At 39.1% G+C, this 17,646-nt stretch carries 19 protein-coding genes; 5 read left to right on the top strand and 14 right to left on the bottom strand.

The features are described from left to right. The first annotated feature begins 1 nt into the window (after nucleotide 1). The 5 genes from tpiA to LEP1GSC203_RS08810 are packed head-to-tail and all read left to right on the top strand — an operon-like array spanning nucleotide 2 to nucleotide 3,879. Complete coding sequence (gene tpiA / locus LEP1GSC203_RS08830) at nucleotides 2-751, top strand: triose-phosphate isomerase (RefSeq protein WP_002974535.1); 750 nt, start codon at nucleotides 2-4, stop codon at nucleotides 749-751. Between the two features lie 9 nt (nucleotides 752-760). Continuing rightward, on the top strand, nucleotides 761-1,093 hold the full coding sequence (secG, locus tag LEP1GSC203_RS08825) for a preprotein translocase subunit SecG (RefSeq protein ID WP_002974121.1): 333 nt from the start codon (nucleotides 761-763) through the stop codon (nucleotides 1,091-1,093). Then, nucleotides 1,053-1,721, top strand: a complete 669-nt coding sequence (locus tag LEP1GSC203_RS08820; protein WP_002974312.1) for an LIC_12096 family protein — start codon at nucleotides 1,053-1,055, stop codon at nucleotides 1,719-1,721. Before secG ends, LEP1GSC203_RS08820 begins: the two co-directional genes overlap by 41 nt. Nucleotides 1,722-1,723: 2 nt before the next feature. Then, on the top strand, nucleotides 1,724-2,869 hold the full coding sequence (locus LEP1GSC203_RS08815; protein ID WP_002973700.1) for an LIC_12097 family sensor histidine kinase: 1,146 nt from the start codon (nucleotides 1,724-1,726) through the stop codon (nucleotides 2,867-2,869). Further along, entirely contained in the window at nucleotides 2,866-3,879 is a 1,014-nt protein-coding gene (locus tag LEP1GSC203_RS08810) for a response regulator transcription factor (protein WP_002974077.1), read from the top strand. Before LEP1GSC203_RS08815 ends, LEP1GSC203_RS08810 begins: the two co-directional genes overlap by 4 nt. Nucleotides 3,880-3,935: 56 nt before the next feature. Here the strand turns inward: LEP1GSC203_RS08810 and LEP1GSC203_RS08805 are convergent, their stop codons facing one another. The 14 genes from LEP1GSC203_RS08805 to rpsF all read right to left on the bottom strand — a co-directional run bounded on the left by LEP1GSC203_RS08805 (nucleotide 3,936) and on the right by rpsF (nucleotide 17,589). Further along, nucleotides 3,936-5,003, bottom strand: a complete 1,068-nt coding sequence (locus LEP1GSC203_RS08805) for a hypothetical protein (protein ID WP_002973896.1) — start codon at nucleotides 5,001-5,003, stop codon at nucleotides 3,936-3,938. A gap of 1 nt (nucleotide 5,004) precedes the next feature. Next, nucleotides 5,005-6,261, bottom strand: a complete 1,257-nt coding sequence (locus LEP1GSC203_RS08800) for a nicotinamide-nucleotide amidohydrolase family protein (protein ID WP_002973745.1) — start codon at nucleotides 6,259-6,261, stop codon at nucleotides 5,005-5,007. 7 nt (nucleotides 6,262-6,268) lie between these two features. Continuing rightward, complete coding sequence (gene argS / locus LEP1GSC203_RS08795) at nucleotides 6,269-8,044, bottom strand: arginine--tRNA ligase (protein WP_002974126.1); 1,776 nt, start codon at nucleotides 8,042-8,044, stop codon at nucleotides 6,269-6,271. A gap of 3 nt (nucleotides 8,045-8,047) precedes the next feature. Further along, nucleotides 8,048-8,302 (bottom strand): hypothetical protein, encoded by a 255-nt coding sequence (locus LEP1GSC203_RS08790; RefSeq protein WP_002974464.1) that lies wholly within the window; start codon nucleotides 8,300-8,302, stop codon nucleotides 8,048-8,050. Continuing rightward, on the bottom strand, nucleotides 8,299-9,048 hold the full coding sequence (recO, locus tag LEP1GSC203_RS08785) for a DNA repair protein RecO (protein ID WP_002973991.1): 750 nt from the start codon (nucleotides 9,046-9,048) through the stop codon (nucleotides 8,299-8,301). The genes LEP1GSC203_RS08790 and recO overlap by 4 nt, the downstream gene beginning before the upstream one ends. Next, the gene (gene ybeY / locus LEP1GSC203_RS08780) at nucleotides 9,049-9,519 is read right to left on the bottom strand and encodes an rRNA maturation RNase YbeY (RefSeq protein ID WP_002973669.1); all 471 of its coding nucleotides are present in this window, start codon (nucleotides 9,517-9,519) and stop codon (nucleotides 9,049-9,051) included. It abuts the gene before it with no gap. After that, nucleotides 9,516-11,882: an HD family phosphohydrolase gene (locus LEP1GSC203_RS08775; protein WP_002973782.1), complete on the bottom strand. Its 2,367-nt coding sequence runs from the start codon at nucleotides 11,880-11,882 to the stop codon at nucleotides 9,516-9,518. The genes ybeY and LEP1GSC203_RS08775 overlap by 4 nt, the downstream gene beginning before the upstream one ends. Next, the gene (locus tag LEP1GSC203_RS08770) at nucleotides 11,879-12,886 is read right to left on the bottom strand and encodes a PhoH family protein (protein ID WP_002974416.1); all 1,008 of its coding nucleotides are present in this window, start codon (nucleotides 12,884-12,886) and stop codon (nucleotides 11,879-11,881) included. The genes LEP1GSC203_RS08775 and LEP1GSC203_RS08770 overlap by 4 nt, the downstream gene beginning before the upstream one ends. 1 nt (nucleotide 12,887) lies before the next feature. Continuing rightward, nucleotides 12,888-14,693 (bottom strand): aspartate--tRNA ligase, encoded by a 1,806-nt coding sequence (aspS, locus tag LEP1GSC203_RS08765; RefSeq protein ID WP_002974537.1) that lies wholly within the window; start codon nucleotides 14,691-14,693, stop codon nucleotides 12,888-12,890. A gap of 12 nt (nucleotides 14,694-14,705) precedes the next feature. Beyond that, on the bottom strand, nucleotides 14,706-16,049 hold the full coding sequence (gene dnaB, locus LEP1GSC203_RS08760; protein ID WP_039937644.1) for a replicative DNA helicase: 1,344 nt from the start codon (nucleotides 16,047-16,049) through the stop codon (nucleotides 14,706-14,708). A 21-nt stretch (nucleotides 16,050-16,070) separates the two neighbouring features. Further along, a complete protein-coding gene (gene rplI / locus LEP1GSC203_RS08755) occupies nucleotides 16,071-16,517 on the bottom strand; it encodes a 50S ribosomal protein L9 (protein ID WP_002973859.1) in 447 nt (148 codons plus the stop codon). 9 nt (nucleotides 16,518-16,526) lie between these two features. Next, the gene (gene rpsR, locus LEP1GSC203_RS08750) at nucleotides 16,527-16,820 is read right to left on the bottom strand and encodes a 30S ribosomal protein S18 (RefSeq protein WP_232225885.1); all 294 of its coding nucleotides are present in this window, start codon (nucleotides 16,818-16,820) and stop codon (nucleotides 16,527-16,529) included. 63 nt (nucleotides 16,821-16,883) lie between these two features. Then, the gene (locus LEP1GSC203_RS08745; protein WP_002973691.1) at nucleotides 16,884-17,321 is read right to left on the bottom strand and encodes a single-stranded DNA-binding protein; all 438 of its coding nucleotides are present in this window, start codon (nucleotides 17,319-17,321) and stop codon (nucleotides 16,884-16,886) included. Beyond that, nucleotides 17,314-17,589, bottom strand: a complete 276-nt coding sequence (gene rpsF / locus LEP1GSC203_RS08740) for a 30S ribosomal protein S6 (protein WP_002973803.1) — start codon at nucleotides 17,587-17,589, stop codon at nucleotides 17,314-17,316. Before rpsF ends, LEP1GSC203_RS08745 begins: the two co-directional genes overlap by 8 nt. Nucleotides 17,590-17,646: the final 57 nt, after the last annotated feature.

Below are 17,646 nucleotides of genomic sequence, written 5' to 3'. Positions count from 1 at the left end.
AATGAGAAAGAAAATCATTGCAGGGAATTGGAAAATGAACCTCACTTTGGCAGAGGCAGTGGCCATCGCCCAGGGACTGGTTTCTGCAAGCCAAACTTCAGCTCACGAAGTGATGATTTTCCCAAGTGCTCTTCACTTGGAATCCGTTGCGTCAATCGCCAAAGGATCTAAACTCATTGTGGGAGCGCAAAACGCTTACCAATCTGGACTCACAGCGATGACGGGAGAAATCTCTCCCGTGCAACTTGCAGAGCTGGGAATCACAACAGTTCTTGTGGGTCACTCCGAAAGACGCCAATTCCTCGGCGAAACTTCAGAGTTTGATCAGGCAAAAATTTCCTACTTTTTAAAAGCAGGACTTCGAGTGGTTTACTGCGTGGGGGAAACCTGGGCAGAACGTGAAAAAGGAAATACATTCTCTGTCTTAGAAGACCAAATCAGAAAGGGACTCAAAGACATTACGAGTGATCTATTTGCCAACCTGGTAATCGCTTATGAACCAGTTTGGGCCATAGGAACAGGTAAGGTAGCAACTCCCGTAGAAGCGGAAGAAGCCCATGCCTTTATCCGCAAGGAAATTGGAAATTTATTTGTAGGTGCCAGTGCGATCTCTGAGAAAATTCAAATTCTCTACGGTGGTTCGGTAAAACCGGATAATATCAAAGATCTACTCACCAAACCAAACATAGACGGTGGCCTCGTGGGAGGAGCCAGTCAAAAATTAGAATCATTTTTAGGACTTTTGAAATAAGGAAACATTATGGGATTTTTTGCAGGAACCATCCTCACACTTTTTATTCTACTTTCACTCTTTCTTATCCTTCTCGTCATGATCCAAACAGGAAAAGGCGGAAGTGCAGGAATGTTAGGTGGGTCTACCGCGAGCCAATCGGTATTCGGTGCCTCCACTGCTGATGTGATGACAAAAACAACAAGAGTCGCAGCGATTCTATTCATCGTTCTTTCTTTGGCTCTTTCTTTTGTTTTTGCTAAAAAAGACGAAGTTTTGGTTCCTGATGTGGAACCTAGTTTAGAAGCTCCGGTAGAAACTGATGGAACACCTTCCGAAGTACCGGCTCCTACTACTCCTTAGTTTTTTCTCGCTAAATCTCAGCCTTTTCGCCGAGCCTGAGATTTCCGAAAAAGAAAGTAGGTTCGATAAGGAAATCCTTAGCCTTTACCGAGAAATCGCTAAAGCTAGGGAACTTCTTACCTACGAACACCTAACTTCCTTACCTGCAAACACTACAATTAGTTTTATAGGAACCTATCCTAATCGGACAGGAATTCGGATCCGTAAATACAAAGTAGATCCAGACCCGCAAAACAAAAACCGAATCAAACACTCTGAAGAAAAATCCATCCTTCTCGAATTCAATGGATCGGTTCTTTCTAAAGTGGAAGTCCTAGTGGTTACTGAAGATACAGAAATCGAACAAAAAACAAAAACAAAAATCACGGATACTACCCCTCTCGATGCTTCATTAAATGATATGGTCATTAGTTTTTCAGGAATTGATGGTAGTGATAGTTTTCCACTTTCCTCTCTTCGTAATGACGATACCAAAGAGGAACGTAACGATTTTAAAAAAAATTTTTATATCAAATTCCTTTTAGATTTTCATAGCCAGTTGGCATCCATTTCCGCCTTACAAAAAACAGGTGGTAATAAAAATCAAAAATCCATGTTCAAACAATTGAACCAGTCATTGGGGTATTGATTTTGCCTGAGAATTCACAAAGTAGCGATTCTGCCTCTGTTGAGAAAGTTGCAGAAAAAGCTCGGGAACTAGAAGCAATTTATGATGTGGTCCAAGACCCTCTAGTCCTCATTGACTCAGACTTCAATATCCAAAGGGCAAATTTGGCAACTATCCTATTTGCCAAAAACAATAAATACGATGAATTATTAGATCGCAAATGTTACGAAGTATTGTACCAACGTAGTGACATTTGCCCTTATTGTCCAAAAATCAACGTCAAGGCCAAAGACAAAAACCAGACATATTCCACTCCAATCACTAGAGAAATTTTTTTTCGTTCAGAAGATAAAAAACAAACTCTGCTACTCGAATTTTATCCTTACCCCAAACAAGAAGATCTATTTTGGATGGTGGAAAAAATTTCTGATGTCACCAAACAAAGAGATAAAGAAGAAGAATCATTTCGGATGCGTAACCTAGCTTCACTAGGAATTTTAATTTCAGGTATTGCTCACGAGTTAAATAACCCACTAACGGGAATTAGTCTTACTCTTCAAAATTTAAAAGCCAACTGGCAAAACCAACCGCCAGAACAAATCGAAAAACGATTGGATATGATCAAAAACGATATCTCAAGAGCTGCTATTATTGTTTCTGATATCATTTCGTTTGCAAAAACAGATAAAGTCAAAGTGACACTCGGAGATATAGTGGAAACTATCAACCGAGCCAAAGATACCGTCATTCGTCTTTATCCTCACTTAAGTAAAAACATTGTTTGGCGAATCTCCTGCGATCATGAATACCAATTTCCTTTTCATCCAGGGAAAATGGAACGTCTGTTTATGAATTTATTTCGCAACTCATTGCAAGCCTTTGACTATAGGCCAGGCGAAATCTCAATCGAACTTAGAAAAACTAAAAACTGGTTACATATCATTGTCGAAGACAATGCGGGTGGGATTCCAGATGCCATCATCCAAAAGATTTTTGATCCATTTTTTACGAGTAATAAATCAGGAACAGGAACAGGTCTTGGCCTATCCATCTGCCATTCGATAGTGAAAGAACATGATGGAAATATTTCAGTGAAGTCCATAGAACGAAAAACTCGTTTCACCATTTCCTTTCCTCTCACGAACGATATCACGGAGCAAAATCCATGAAAAAATCAATCTTAATTGTTGAAGACATCCACTCCATTCGAGAAGCAATTATGGATTTACTTAGCACAAAATTTAATGTTTTTGGTGCTGAACATTTCGAAGAAGCAGTCTGGTATCTCACCAACGAAAAGATAGATTTAACCATTACAGATATCCGCCTGCCAGGAAAATCAGGCATTGATTTAGTAAAACTGATCCAAAAAGAATTTCCTCATGTATTGTATGCTTTGATGACGGCTTACAATATTAACGAATACATTAAATATGCGAAAGACCTTCAGATTTGGAATATCATTCCCAAATACAGCTTTTTGGATATCCACCTTATTGAGGTAATGGTAGAAAAACTTCTTTCCAATGATATCTTTGGGATTGAAAAATACTTTACCAATGATTTTAAAGTTTATAACGAAAATATAAATAGTGAGTTTGAAGAAGCTCCCACAAACGGAATCATATACAAACAAATCAAATCAGACCAAGACCGGTCCATACTTTGTGGAAAAATATCAAAAAACCTGATCCAATTAGGAGCTCCTAAAGCCATCCAACAAGTGTTAGAAGAACTAACTTCAAACGCTATGATTCGAGCTCCTCGCACTCAAGAAGGAGAATACAAATACCAATTCGAAATCCCGAGCCATGACATGGTAGTTCCTCTCGACAACATCCAGCTCATGCCAGACGATTATTTTTTAATTGGTTACGGTGCCACAGAAAGTACAATTTTTATTGTCGTTCGCGATCAGTTTGGCTCTCTTCGTAAGGAAGAAATTTTACACAGGTTGGATCGACATATTAGTATTGATGAATCTACCGGATTTCCGAAGGGATTAGAAGACAGCCATGGACGTGGGCTTTATATTTGCCGAGAGATTTCTGACCAACTCATCTTCAATATTGAACCAGGAATTTGCACAGAAACGATAGCCATGATCAACAGAGAAGGTCGAACCGGTTTCAAATCACTTTCAATTTATGAAGTGGATCCAAAACCCAAATCAAATTAAATCCAATTTGTATTAAATCGCTTGATTCGTATGGTCTTCTCTAGTTTTAGCGGCACTTAAAAAATTTGGAACTGCATCAAATCAGATTTAGATTGCATATAAAATGCGGAATTTGTTTTTCCAGGAAAGAACCTCACTGGCAATTCCGAAGGGGGGATTCGTTTGGAGCGAATCAAACTTCCGTTAGTATTGTAGAATAGAATTTCAGATTCGGAAAGAACAACAAATACAGTATCTAATGCAAAAATAGATTGGTATACTCCGCCTACCTTGGATTTAGTCTTTTCCCAAACCATCTTACCATCCCTGTAGAACGATAAAGAATCGGGTAAGTTAAAAATCATAGAACCATCATTTCCTGTGACAAAATAGAGTTTATGCGGGTAAAACTTAGGCAATGAAAACTCTTCTACAGTTTCTCCTTTTTCATCCAATACTTCGATAAAATCCTTATCTAACAGCGAATAATGAATCGAAGAATACTTTCCATCGGGTGAAAGTGATACAGATTTAAAAAAAGAATCCTTTTTCTCTTTCGATAATTCTCTTTCAAAAAGAACATTTCCTTTTTCATCCAAACGATACAACTCACCACCAGAAAACAAAACGATGACCCCTTTGTTTTTAGAATCAAATTGGTAATCGGTTAAAAATCTTCCATTTAACTCTGATTTACCGACGCGGTTTCCACTTTCATCCATAAGAAACACTGTGTTATTATCTCCAGATAAATACATTACAGGCGATGCAAAGTATCCACTTCTCGGATAGGAATTGATTGGTTTTTTCCAGAAAAGTTCTCCTGTATCAGAGAAAAAATTTACCTCATCACCAATCTTTTCATACAATAAATATCCATTAGCAAGTAATGGGAAGTCGACTAGATACTTAGGATCCATTTCAAGAAATTTTCCTGTGCGAAAGGAATAATACCTACCCCCGACTTTGTAACCATTGATTGTCTTCAAAGGATCTTCCCCAATTTTTGGAGAAGCAGTTCCAAATTTTCCTTCACTGTTCCAGACCCAAGTTTCGCGAATATTTGGAACTAAATCTAAGTCCACGTCCCAACTAAAAAAGAATAAGAGAAAAAAACCAAATGAATAGATGATCGTTTGCCACATGTTAAACGTTCCTTTGTTTTAATGACTGGTTCAATAAAAATAATGCTGTATTACTAGCATTCTCTCGAATCCCTTCTCGGTTACCAGGAAAAAGATAGGAGTGAGTTTGGATAGAACCATCAGGAGTTTTTAAACCAATCCAAACAGTTCCGACAGGTTTCAGTTCTGTCCCACCATCAGGCCCTGCAATCCCAGTGATTGAAATACAATAATCAGCGTTAGTTTTTTCAAAGATTCCTTTTGCCATAGCTTCTGCAGTTTCTTTACTGACTGCTCCAAATTGTTGCAATGTTTCACTTGATACACCTAACAAAGATTCCTTCATTTTATTGGAATAGGTCAAAAAACCACCTAAAAAGTAGGAACTTGATCCCGCAGTGTCAGTTAGTTTTTTTCCAAGAAGGCCACCTGTACAACTTTCTCCCACAGCAATAGTCAACTTTTCGGAAAGCAAATGTTCGTGAACAAAGTCGAATACATCATCAGAAATAATATTTGGATACTGAGTTTCCAATCTTTGAACGATTGTATCTAATTGGTTTGCATCAGTAGACTGGAAGATACATTTAATATAACCTCTGTTTGCCGTAACACCCCATTCTACATTTTGAAACAGTTCCTCTCTATGGGTTTCCACAAAATCCTTTTGGTATAAAGATTCTCCGATATTCCACAACCACTTAGTTCGTTGGACCAAGTTTTCACGGGGATAAATTCGTTTGAGCTCCGGAACAAGCCGACGGCGAAACATCTCCTTCATCTCAGTTGGAACACCTGGCATACAAACTAAATAGGAATTGGTTCCCATAGGTTCTACAAATCCAACTGCGATTCCCACCGTATTGTCTAAAGTTTTGCAATCTTCCGGAACATGGGTCTGACGAAGGACTGTTGGCAATATATCACTATATTGTTTTCCCCGAGATTCATAAACACTCACCAAGCGAATCTTAGCCTTCTCAACTGAATATGATTTTTTTCCGTTAAGCTTTAACACTGTTTCTAAGGTGTAATCATCTTCTGTGGGGCCAAGGCCACCGGTCATCAATACAAGGACAGGTTTTGTTTCTGCGAGTTTTTTTAGGGTTTGTAATTCAGAAAGAATGAGATCAGGATCATCAGGAAGACCAATGATTTTTTTTACCTTCCAACCAAGTTCAAAAAGTTGGTTTGCCATCCAACCTGCGTTTGTATCCACACTGCGCCCAGCGGTAATCTCTGAACCAGTTGAGATAATCACAATGTATGGAGCTTTCATTTTCTTTTTACGTCTCTTCTTTTGACATCTTCTCTGGAGCCGAGATCCCGAGGAGTTTCAATCCACTTTCTAATGCCAACTTGGTATACAATACAAGGATAAGGAGAGTATCTCTTTCATTCCCTACTTTGTCTTTGATCCGATTGTCTTTTTGAGAATAAAACTTTGTAAATGATTTACTTAAGGATTGAAGATAGTTCGTAAGTCTATGGGGTTCAAAACTAGAAGCGGTATCATACACTTCTTCTTGGAGTCTTGCCACCCAAAAGAGAAGCCTTGTTCTTTCTTCTTGATTTAAAAATTCCACAGATATTCCTGACTCCAAAGGTTTGAGTTCCATAGGGACTTGTAATTCCCGAAAGATGGAACAGATCCGTGCATGAGCATATTGGATATAGAACACTGGATTTTTATCTGATTCATCTTTGGCTAAATCCAAATCGAAATCAAGTGGAGCATCAGAACTTCTCATGAGAAAAAAATACCTTCCCACATCCCGACCTTGTTTCCCCAAATAAGAAAGTAAGTCTCTCATGGTTTGGAAAATTCCTAAACGTTTACTCATTTTGACTTTTTCTTTGTTTTCAATCAAATTGACTTGTTGAGCAATAAGAACACGAAAACTTTCTTCTGTTTTACCAAAAGATTTCACTGCTCCTTTTAATCTGGCAATGTATCCGTAATGGTCCGGGCCCCAAATATCGATTAGAGTATCAAATCCTCTTTGGAATTTATTGTAATGGTAAGCGATGTCTGCCATAAGATAGGTTGGTCGCCCATCTTCTCTTCGGATCACACGATCTTTATCGTCTCCATAAATGGTCGAAAGGAAATGGAGTTTTCCATCAATGGTGGTAACATCTTCTTTTTTAAGTATCGATGGTACCCTTTCCACATCGCCTGCATCATGCAAGCTACGTTCACTAAAGAATAAATCAAAGTTCACACCAAAGAGAGCTAAATCTTCTTTTTGCTTCGCTAAATTGTATTCTACTGCAAATCGAGAAAGGAAGTCAATTACCTCATCCCATTTTTCATTTGAAACTGAATCAAAGACAAAACTTGATCTAGTTTGGTCTTCTAAACAATGGAGGGCAATGTCTTTGATGTAATCTCCTCTGTAACTTTCCTTAGGTAAAATTCTTCTTTTGATAAGATCAATAACTGATTCCTCAGATTCTTCTTCTTGAAAACTGATGGTCTCACCTTTGGATTCAAAAATTCGCAGTAAAACTGCAACACCGAGTAAATAAACTTGGTTTCCATAATCATTTACATAAAACTCGCGTTTGACGTTGTGACCAAGACTTGCAAGTAAGTTTGCAAGCGCATCACCGTAAGCTGCTGACCTAGCGGAAACAATATTCATAGGTCCCGTCGGATTGGCAGAAACAAATTCAAGTAAGATTTTTTCTTTATTTAGCGTCTCAGCAAATTGTACATGCGGCGACATGACAGAGGCAACATATTGATTTAAAAAACTAGTATGAATTCGAAAATTAATAAAACCAGGTGGAGAAAAACTAACAAATTCAAACATAGAATCATTTTTAATTTCCAGAAGAACCGCATCTGCAATTTCTTTTGGATTTAGATTCAGTACATTTTTATTTTCTAAAGCAAAAGGAGAAGAGTAATCTCCGAACTTTTCATCCCTCGAATATTCGATTCTAATTTTTAAGGAATCTTTAAGAGATGTAAGATTTTTTTTATTTAGATAGAGATCAACTGCCTTCTCTAATTCTGCTAATACAAGTTGTTTTAATAATTGATTTACATTCATTTTTTAATATTTGATTTCCATCTTTAGTTTGTCAGAGTTTTGCCAAAGTTCAAAACTTTTAGCTTTGAACCTAGACACAAAATTAGGAATACTTTCTTTTTCATCCCTAAGCGTGGTTTGAAAAGTTTCTCTTTGTTCTTTACCGGTTTGAATTTTTCCGTTCTTCCGAAAATTCTCACCTTTAAGCAAAAGTTGGAACAAAGCAAAAAAAACTGAAAGAGTCATACAAAGTAAAATTGTTTTCGTAATAGAATTCATAAATACCCTATAGTTTTGTAAAACTCGAAGTATGATTTTAACTCTTTACCGAAGAGAGAGCGTAAAAACTGATTAAGAATCAGATCCCCATCCCTATACTCAGATTCCCGAGGGAACATACCCACTACATTTGAAAATTTCTTTGATAACATAGTATGAAATAGTTTCAAAACAGGCAAATGATCTTTAGGAATAGGATGGCAGTCTGAACATAAAAATTCACGATCCGCTACGGAAAAATAAGCAGCAGGTTTAGAAAGGACTTCTTCTCCACAAGTGTGGCAATAGAATTCTGAAGGGAAATGGCCCATATGGGACAGAGCCCGCAATTTAAAAAAGGGAAGGATTTGTATCTGAAACCCTTTTTCATTACAAGTATCCAAACTCCCCAATAGAAGTTGAAACAGAAAGGGATGGCTTTCTCCTTCGGGGTAAATCATTGATGTAAGTTCTGTTAGGTACAAGACGAAAAGTGTGCCTAGGTAGTCCGACTTTAAATCATCATACCGATTGACTAGGTGAACTTCCTTTATTGACTTCCAATCCTTTTCTGGTTGGTCGTAATAATCAAGTTCCACTAGGGAACCAATTTCAGTAGTAATGATGGCGCGACGTTTGGACTTACGAATTCCTTTACTTAAAAAATTCATCCTACTTTGTGTTTCGCCTGCAAGACTAATGACTCTGTCACTATCTCCAATATCGCGACTTTGAATGACAATCCCTTTCTCCTTTCGAATGGCCATCTATTGTTCAAACACCAAATCCAAACACTCATCTTCTTTTTTACGCATTAGCGTTGCATCTTTTTCATTTGTTTCATGGTCATACCCAAACAAATGCAAAATTCCATGAACAAGCAGACGATAAAATTCATCAATGAGGCTATGCCCAATTTCTTTTGCTTGGAGAACACAAGTATCCATAGAAATCACAACTTCGCCTAAGATTTGAAACGGGATAGGTGGGGAATCTGAATAAAGTGGAAAGGACAATACATCGGTGGTTTTATTTATCCCCCTTCTCTCAAAATTTATTTCTTTCATTAACATATCGTCCACAAGCAGGACCGATAGTTCTAAAGATTGTAAAAACGGGGGGCTTAGGTATTTTAAAACTCGTTCACAGTTTTCTAAAACCAATTCACTATCGATTTCATTTTTACTTGGTCCCCACTGGTCATTCCAATGGGTTACAACCATCAGCGAAGAATTCATTTTTTATTTTTTTTCGTACCGGCGGCTTCCAATGCTTTGGTATCTTCTGGTTTTGGGTATTTTGGTCTTTGATGCAAACTAGAGAGTAAAACTTCTTTAAAACTAGATTTAATAATTTCCAAATCTCCGATCGTTAGTCCACTTTCATCCAATTGGTTTTCTGCAAGTTTAGAATTAACAATCTTACGAATCAGTTCATCTAAACTCTCGGGAGAGACTTCGTCTAACGAACGCGAGGCAGCCTCTAATGAATCAGCAATCATCACAATCCCGGTTTCTTTACTTTGAGGTTTTGGACCCGGATATTGAAAATCGCGTTTATTGATATTTTTTCTAGCAGACGGTGATATTTCTTGCAATGCCTTGTGATAGAAAAAAGCCATAGTGGATGTTCCATGGTGTTCCGGAATAAAACTGATAATTTCCCTGGGGAGCCTTGCTTTTTTGGCCATTTCGATCCCATCTAACACATGATCAATGACAGTTTTTGCAGCAAGAGCAGGATTATTTTTATCAATATGTTCTGGTTTTGGAATTAGATGTTGGTTTTCGACAAAAAAACCTGCATTAGGAATTTTTCCAATATCATGAAAATAAACGCCCACACGCACAAGAAGTCTATCTAAGTTTAGATTCTGAGCGGCACGTTCTGACAAGGCTGCCACCATAAAGGTATGGGTATAAGTAGAAGGAGCTTTCGTCAAAAGTTGCTGCAATAGCGGGTGTCCTGTATCCGCTAGTTCAATCAACTTGAAACGAGTCGGAATATTGAAAACATATTCATACAGTGGTAATAAAAATTGAACGGCTGTGGCACTGGCAAAACCATTGATAAAACACATCACCGTAATTCGGAAGAGATTAGAATCAGTTAGGTCTCGAAAAAAACCTGCTCCCGTGGATACATAAAACTCTCTTCCATCAAACAAATACCCAGCAGTTGTGATGAGGATTTGGACAAAGGTAAGCAAAAAACCTGCCTTTAAAAAATCGATTCGTTTGAGAAGGCGTCTTCCATAAATAGAACTCATTACCGCAACGGTAAAGGCCAACATAAACGAGGTTGGGTTGTAACGAGAGGCAAAAAATACTGCAAAGGCAAGGAAAAATCCAATGGCGATAGAAAGTTGTTCGTCATAAACAAAGCCAAGTAACAAACACAACATCCCAACTGGAACAAACATTCCAAAATAATACACTCCCGACAAATCACTGTCAGTTGCATAAAAAATTTTTGAAAGTAGATAAATGGATGCAATCACTATCCAAAGTGTAAAAAAGATAATTAAGTTACTGGAAAGGTCGTTCAAACGATTAGGACGATACCGAATGAGATAAAATCCGACAATGACAATGAGTACACATTGAGTGAGAAATATAGATACAATGGATGCTAAATTGGCCCTTGTAGCATACCGGTTCATCATCTCTAATTTTAACTTTACTTCTGGAGTGATTACATCTCCAGCTCGGACAATCACTTCGTTTGCTTGGATTCTACTTTTTTGAATGGGAATGGAGTTAGTCGCTCGCATCCTTGCGTTTTCAGTTTCTTCCGGATTGTAATTACAAGCAGGATATGAATATACATAGTATAATCCAATACGAGACACAGCCTTTAGGAGTGATTCAGAAACATTTGGTAATTTTTCGGAAGCTAACTTAGATAGTACGGAGGCGACAGGTCCTTCCTTATAAATTTGCGACCTTGGAATGACTAAATTTCCATCAATGATAGAAGTTTGGTCTTGGGTTCCAATGTTACGGATTTTTGCCCCTGCTTTGTCCAAATCTTTTGCAAAAGGGAGGTCTTCTTTTACAATACAATACTTGGAAAAAATTAAGTTGGTATATTGTCCGATAAAGTTTTTTAATTTTTCTTTTTTTGGGTAATCTAATATGGCTTGGATTTCCTCATTGGTCCGGTTACGCCATCTTGGAATTCTGTCTTTCACAATGGCAGGAGTTCCCTTTCCTTCTACGACGATACTTCTAAGTAATTCTACATCTTCTGAAAGATTGGTATCTATACCGGCAACTAAAATTCCGAAGTCTTTATCAAAAGCAAAAGGAACATTGGCGACTGCCTTTTGTTTTTCCATATTAGTTTTTTCAGTATCTTCATAAGAAAATTCTTTTACCGACTGGATGGTTTCTGGTGCGATTTTTCCTTCCGAAAACAAACCATCTGGATCGGTATTGACTCTCGTTTGTCCAAAAAAAGGAATCGAAAGTACATAGGTCACAAATAATAAAGTCAGTGATACTAAAATGATTTGGATGTTTCTGACAACCGATACAGGCCTAACTTTAGTTAGGAAGTCTGTCACTTTTGTCATGGAGGAATCTAAAATTGCTTTCATGGTTTTTTAGAGAATAAACTTTCGTTCTCTTCGAATCGTCTGACAATAGATTCGACGATGGGGTGGCGTGTGATATCTTCTCTGCCAAAAAAAATCGTTTCAATCCCATTTAGATTGCGAAGGGTATACACTGTTTTTTCCAGTCCCGACCGGCCATGGGCCAAGTCAATTTGTGTGGCATCCCCAGAAATTGCCATTTTTGAATTTTTTCCAAACCGAGTGAGAAACATTTTTAATTGAGGTAAGGTACAGTTTTGCGCTTCATCTAAAATGATAAAGGAATGAGAAAGTGTCCTTCCTCTCATAAAGGCAATGGGAGCAATTTCAATTTTACCCACTTGTAAATATTCTGTGGTTTTTTCAAAACCAATACATTCGTGTAATGCGTCATAGATGGGACGAAGGTATGGATTTACTTTTTGTGTTAAGTCACCGGGTAAAAATCCCAAATTCTCGCCTGCTTCTACTGCAGGCCTTGTGAGAATGAGTCTATCCACTTCCCCTGTTTGCATCATTCGACAGGCCGTGGCGATCGATAAAAAAGTTTTACCAGTTCCTGCAGGACCCATAGCGATGGTGATGTAGTTTTTATGAAGGCTATCGACAAAACTTTCCTGGTTTTTGGTTCTTGGGAAAATAGGTTTTCCTTTGAAGGTAACAAAAATTTTATCTCGGGGAGTCCAAGTTTCTCCTTCCTTTTGGAAATCAGAAGAACCAGGAGTGGGCCAACCGCCACTTGAGTCCTTTACTTTATTCACTAAGTAATCAATATCAAAAAAAGAATATTCAGACTTATCTGGTCTCCGTTTGAAATTTTCTTCCACTTTCTGGAAGGTACCCAAAGCAACCTGAACTTGGTCTTCGCTACCTTGAATGATAAGAGATTTACCTCTAGGGATGAGTTTTACATTGAGTCGACTTTCCCATAACGGGAGTTTGCTGTCTCCAATCCCACATACCGTTTGGTAGAGGGACTCTTCCTGAAATGTAAAACTTTCATCCATATTAGATAGTGACTACCCTGAGTTTTAGTTCTTCTAGTTGTTTTGCTTCGACTGGACCTGGTGCTTCACTCATCATACAAGTTCCTTTTTGAGTTTTTGGGAAAGCAATGACATCACGAATGGAAGTTCCCCCTGTGAGTAACATCATAATCCGATCCACACCAAAAGCAATCCCCCCATGAGGTGGCGCTCCAAAGGAAAGGGCATCCAGTAAAAATCCAAATTTGGATTTTGCATCTTCTTCCCCAATTCCAATCGCTTCCAAAACCAGGCTTTGGATTTCTGGATTGTGAATCCGGATCGAACCACCGCCAATTTCTGTTCCATTCAAAACTAGATCATAAGCTTTAGCACCAATCGAAGAAAGGTCAACTGATTTCCCAGCTTTCCAATCTCTAAGTTTGTCAAAGTCTTCCTCTTTAGGGGAAGTGAAAGGATGGTGGAGGAAGGTCCAAGTTTTGGTAGTTTCATCCAATTCAAACATTGGAAAATCCACTACCCAGTGGAAACTATAAGGTACCTTAGGTGGATCATATTTTTCAGATAATTTCAAACGTAATGCCCCAAGTGATGCATTCACTATTTTAGAAGAGTCCGCTCCAAAGAAAACCATATCCCCTTCTTTGGAACCAACTGCTTTTGCAATGGCCGCAAGTGCCTCTGGAGTGAAACGTTTCGTGATGGTGGACTCAAGTCCGTTTGCCCCATGTTTCATATAGGCAAGGCCTTTGGCTCGGAAGTCTCGCGAAAGCCAAGCAGTTAAGTCTTCAATTTCTTTACGAGAAATGACAGAACCACCAGGAACACAAATGGCTTTGACTACCCCACCACCAGAAACTGCAGCACTGAAAACTTGGAAGTCTGCGTCTTTGACAATTTCCGAAACATTGACCAGTTTCATTCCAAAACGAATGTCTGGTTTGTCCGAACCGTATTCTTCCATGGCCACATGGTAAGGCATAGTCATAAAAGGAGCACTGACTTCTAAGTTAAAAACTTTTTTTAAGGCATAAGCCCACATGGCTTCAATTTCAGTACGAATATCGTCTTCGGTGACAAAAGAAAACTCCATATCGAGTTGTGTAAACTCAGGTTGGCGGTCGGCACGAAGGTCTTCATCCCGAAAACATTTTACAATTTGGAAGTAACGTTCCATTCCCCCAATCATTAGAATTTGTTTGAAAAGTTGTGGGGATTGTGGTAGAGCATAAAACTCACCAGCATTCAACCTAGACGGAACAAGAAAATCTCTAGCACCTTCGGGAGTTGATTTATTTAAAATAGGAGTTTCAATCTCTAAAAAGGATTTACTGTCCAAATACTCACGAAGAGCAAAGGTTAGTTTGTGACGTAAAACCAAACGATCCCGAAGTTCTTCTCTACGCATGTCCAGATAACGATACTTCAAACGAATTTCTTCCCCAGAAGGATCAAACTCATCTAAAGTAAAAGGAGGAGTTTTGGATGTATTTAAAATTTCTACAGATTCAGCTATAAGTTCGTATTTGCCGGTTTCCATTTTAGGATTTACTGATTCGGCATCGCGAAGGGAAAGTTTTCCTTTTACGGCAATCACAAACTCAGAACGAATTTTTTCTACTTTTGTGAAGTCTTCACCAAGGATTTCTTTACGTGCAACGATTTGTAAAATTCCTGAACGATCACGAAGATCGATAAAGATCACTCCCCCTTGGTCGCGGTAACGGAATGCCCATCCAGATAGGAATAAAGTTTTACCGACAGATGCATCCGATACACTTGTTGCGCTAATTCTATTTTTATATTCTGACGTGACCCACTGATTCAATTGAAAACCTCTTTATAATGGAACGTTGTCGAAACGGCTGATCTTCGGATTGAACATCAATGGAAAATCGGCCGTAGCACCCGCTCTGTTTTTGGCGATGATGATCTCAGCCATTCCCCGTTTGTTCGGGTCTAGCTCTTCGGGAGGTTTCACCATTTCCTCTCGATATATAAAACATACAATATCCGCATCCTGCTCAATGGCACCTGACTCCCGTAAGTCGGAAAGTTGTGGCCTTTGGTCTTTGGAGCGGTTTTCAATGGAACGGTTCATCTGCGATAAAGCGATGATGGGACAACCCACTTCCCTTGCCATTTGTTTGAGTCCCCTAGAAATATTGGCAACCTCTTGTTGCCTTCCCCCCATAGCCGCCTTTGGATCACTCATAAGTTGTAAATAATCTACAATCACAAGCCCCACTTCTTCAGTTGTTCGAAGTTGGCGTAGTCTTGCCGAAAATTCTTGGATGGTCAAATACCCAGAATCATCGATGTAAAGACTTGCGGAAGTAATGTTTCCAATACTGTCCTTTAGTTGCGTCATTTGTGCAGAAGTAAGAGTTCCCGCTTTGAGTGCGTAAGAATCAATCCTTGCATCCGCACTGATGAGTTTGAGGAGGAGTTCAATCCGGCTCATCTCGAGTGAAAAGATAACCACCGTTTTACGCTCTTTCAAAGCCGCATTGGCAGCAATGTTTAAGGCAAATGTTGTTTTTCCATTTCCAGGACGAGCAGCAAGGATCATAAGTTCGTGTGACTTAAGACCAGTCGTTGCCATATCAAGACCAGTGAAATGAGTTTTTAATCCATTGATTCCACCGGTTCCGTTTTGGCTTGCCGCCACCACATTTTTGATATAATCAATCAGGGCATTGGCATCATCTTTTACTTTTCGTAAACCTTTGGATCTCTCTTGGCGAGAAATATCCATAAGCGACTGTTCTACGAGACTGAATACAGAATCGTTTTCTCCAGGCTCAATTTTTACTTTGTCAATGGCCTGGTTTAGTGCTTCGACGTACTTACGACGATCCGAAACACGTTTCACTCGCCGAACATAATAGTCTAGTGGTTGAAAGGGAACTGTATCTTTGTAGAGGGAAGTAATGTATTCCAAGTCGCGAGATTCATCTTTAAAAAGATGTTTTTCCCGCATCTGGTTTGTGACAGTTACCAAGTCAATGGAAATCCCTTCACTGATGAGATCTGTGACAGCCTCAAAAATTCTTCTGTGGCTGTCCATGTAGAAATCATCCGGGCTTAGACCTAAGTCTTCCTGCCCGGCTACCCCTCTCATGAGTAAATAACCGATTAAGTTCTTCTCAGACTCTATCTCCTGAAGGGGGTTAGAATTCATCGAAAAAGCGGAAGCGTAAAACTATGCTTGGCCGACGACTTTCACTATGATTTGTGGAACAACACCTTCAGCCAAACGAACTTTAATTTTATATTCGCCCACTGCTTTTAGCGGCTCACCTAAATCTAGTTTGCGTTTGTCGAGCTCTACTCCAGCGTTTTTGATTGCGAGTGCAATATCATTCGCTGTTACAGATCCGAAAAGTTTGTCGTTCTCACCCACTTTCACTTTTATCTCGTAAGTTTTACCTTCGATAGAAGCAGAAAGTTCTTTCATCACCTTCACACGTTTGTCGCGTTTCAGTTCAGCAAGTCTCTTTTGGTGGACTGCAGCTTTTGTGTTTCCATCATTTGCACGGACTGCAAATCTTCTAGGAATGAGGAAGTTACGTGCATAACCATCAGCAACTTCTTTCACATCACCAGCATCACCAAGATTCAATACATCTTTTTGCAATACAACTTTCATCCGTTACTCCTACAGAACTTTAAACGGCAATAAGCCGATAGATCTGGATTTTCTGATTTCACGAGCTAGTGCTCTTTGGTGTTTGCCACAAGTCCCAGTAATTCTTCTTGGAATGATTTTACCACGGTTGGTAACAAATCTTTCTAAGATGTCTACTCGTTTGTAATCAAGTCCTGCAAGTAAGGCTTTGTCAGCGCAGAACTTACATACTTTCTTTTTATATTTTGCGTTTTTACGACCGAATTTGCCTTCTCCGTCTTTACCACGGAAACCGCCTTTTTCGTCGTCTTCCAACCCGTCCATACTCTCGCGGGAATCTGTTCTTGTATCATCAATATTTGCTGTTTCGCTCATTGTCATAACCTATCAAAAAGGAATGTCGTCATCACCGGCTGGATAATCATCATAACCACTACTTACGCCGGAATCATAAGAAGTTGAACTGTCTGAACGGTCACCCGATCCACCACCTTGTCCTTGGCCGCCCAGTAATTGTGCGGATTCGACATAGACTCGGATTTTGGTAGCTTTTTTACCTTCGGGAGTTTCCCAGGACTGTTGTTGCAGTCTGCCTTCAATCGCTACTTGTTTCCCTTTGCCAGCATATTGTTTTAATATGTCAGCAAGTCGGCCCCATGCAACACAGTCAAAATAATGAGTTTCCTCTTTCTTTTCACCGTTAGTCACATAAACTCTGTTATTTGCAATTGAGAAATTGACAACAGAACTTCCGTTCACCGATTTAAATTCCGGATCACGGGTCATTCGACCGATGAGTAGTACTTTGTTTAGATCGTTAGCCATTGGCCCTGATTACTAGGGTTTTTAAGATGTTTACATTGAGTTTAAACTCATGTTCGATCTTAGATACTTCTGTAGGGGATCCGGAACACTTGATGAGTGTGAAGTGGCCTTGTTCGTCTTGTCCAACGGGATGCCAGAGTCTTTTAGAACCCCAATCCTCTTCGCCTTGGATCGTGAAGTTGTATTTGGAGAGTAAGTCTTTGACTGCAGACTTCGTCTCTTCTACATTACCTTCACGAAGAATATTCGTGATTTCGTAGTTTCTCATATTTCTCCTATGGGTATACCTACATAGAAACACTTGTAGGTAGAAGAATTTGTTAGT

Origin of the sequence: Leptospira terpstrae serovar Hualin str. LT 11-33 = ATCC 700639, assembly GCF_000332495.1 — a bacterium.
Lineage (GTDB): Bacteria > Spirochaetota > Leptospiria > Leptospirales > Leptospiraceae > Leptospira_A > Leptospira_A terpstrae.
The sequence above is the reverse complement of the archived record's forward strand: the minus strand, read 5'-3'. Positions and strand labels throughout refer to the sequence as shown.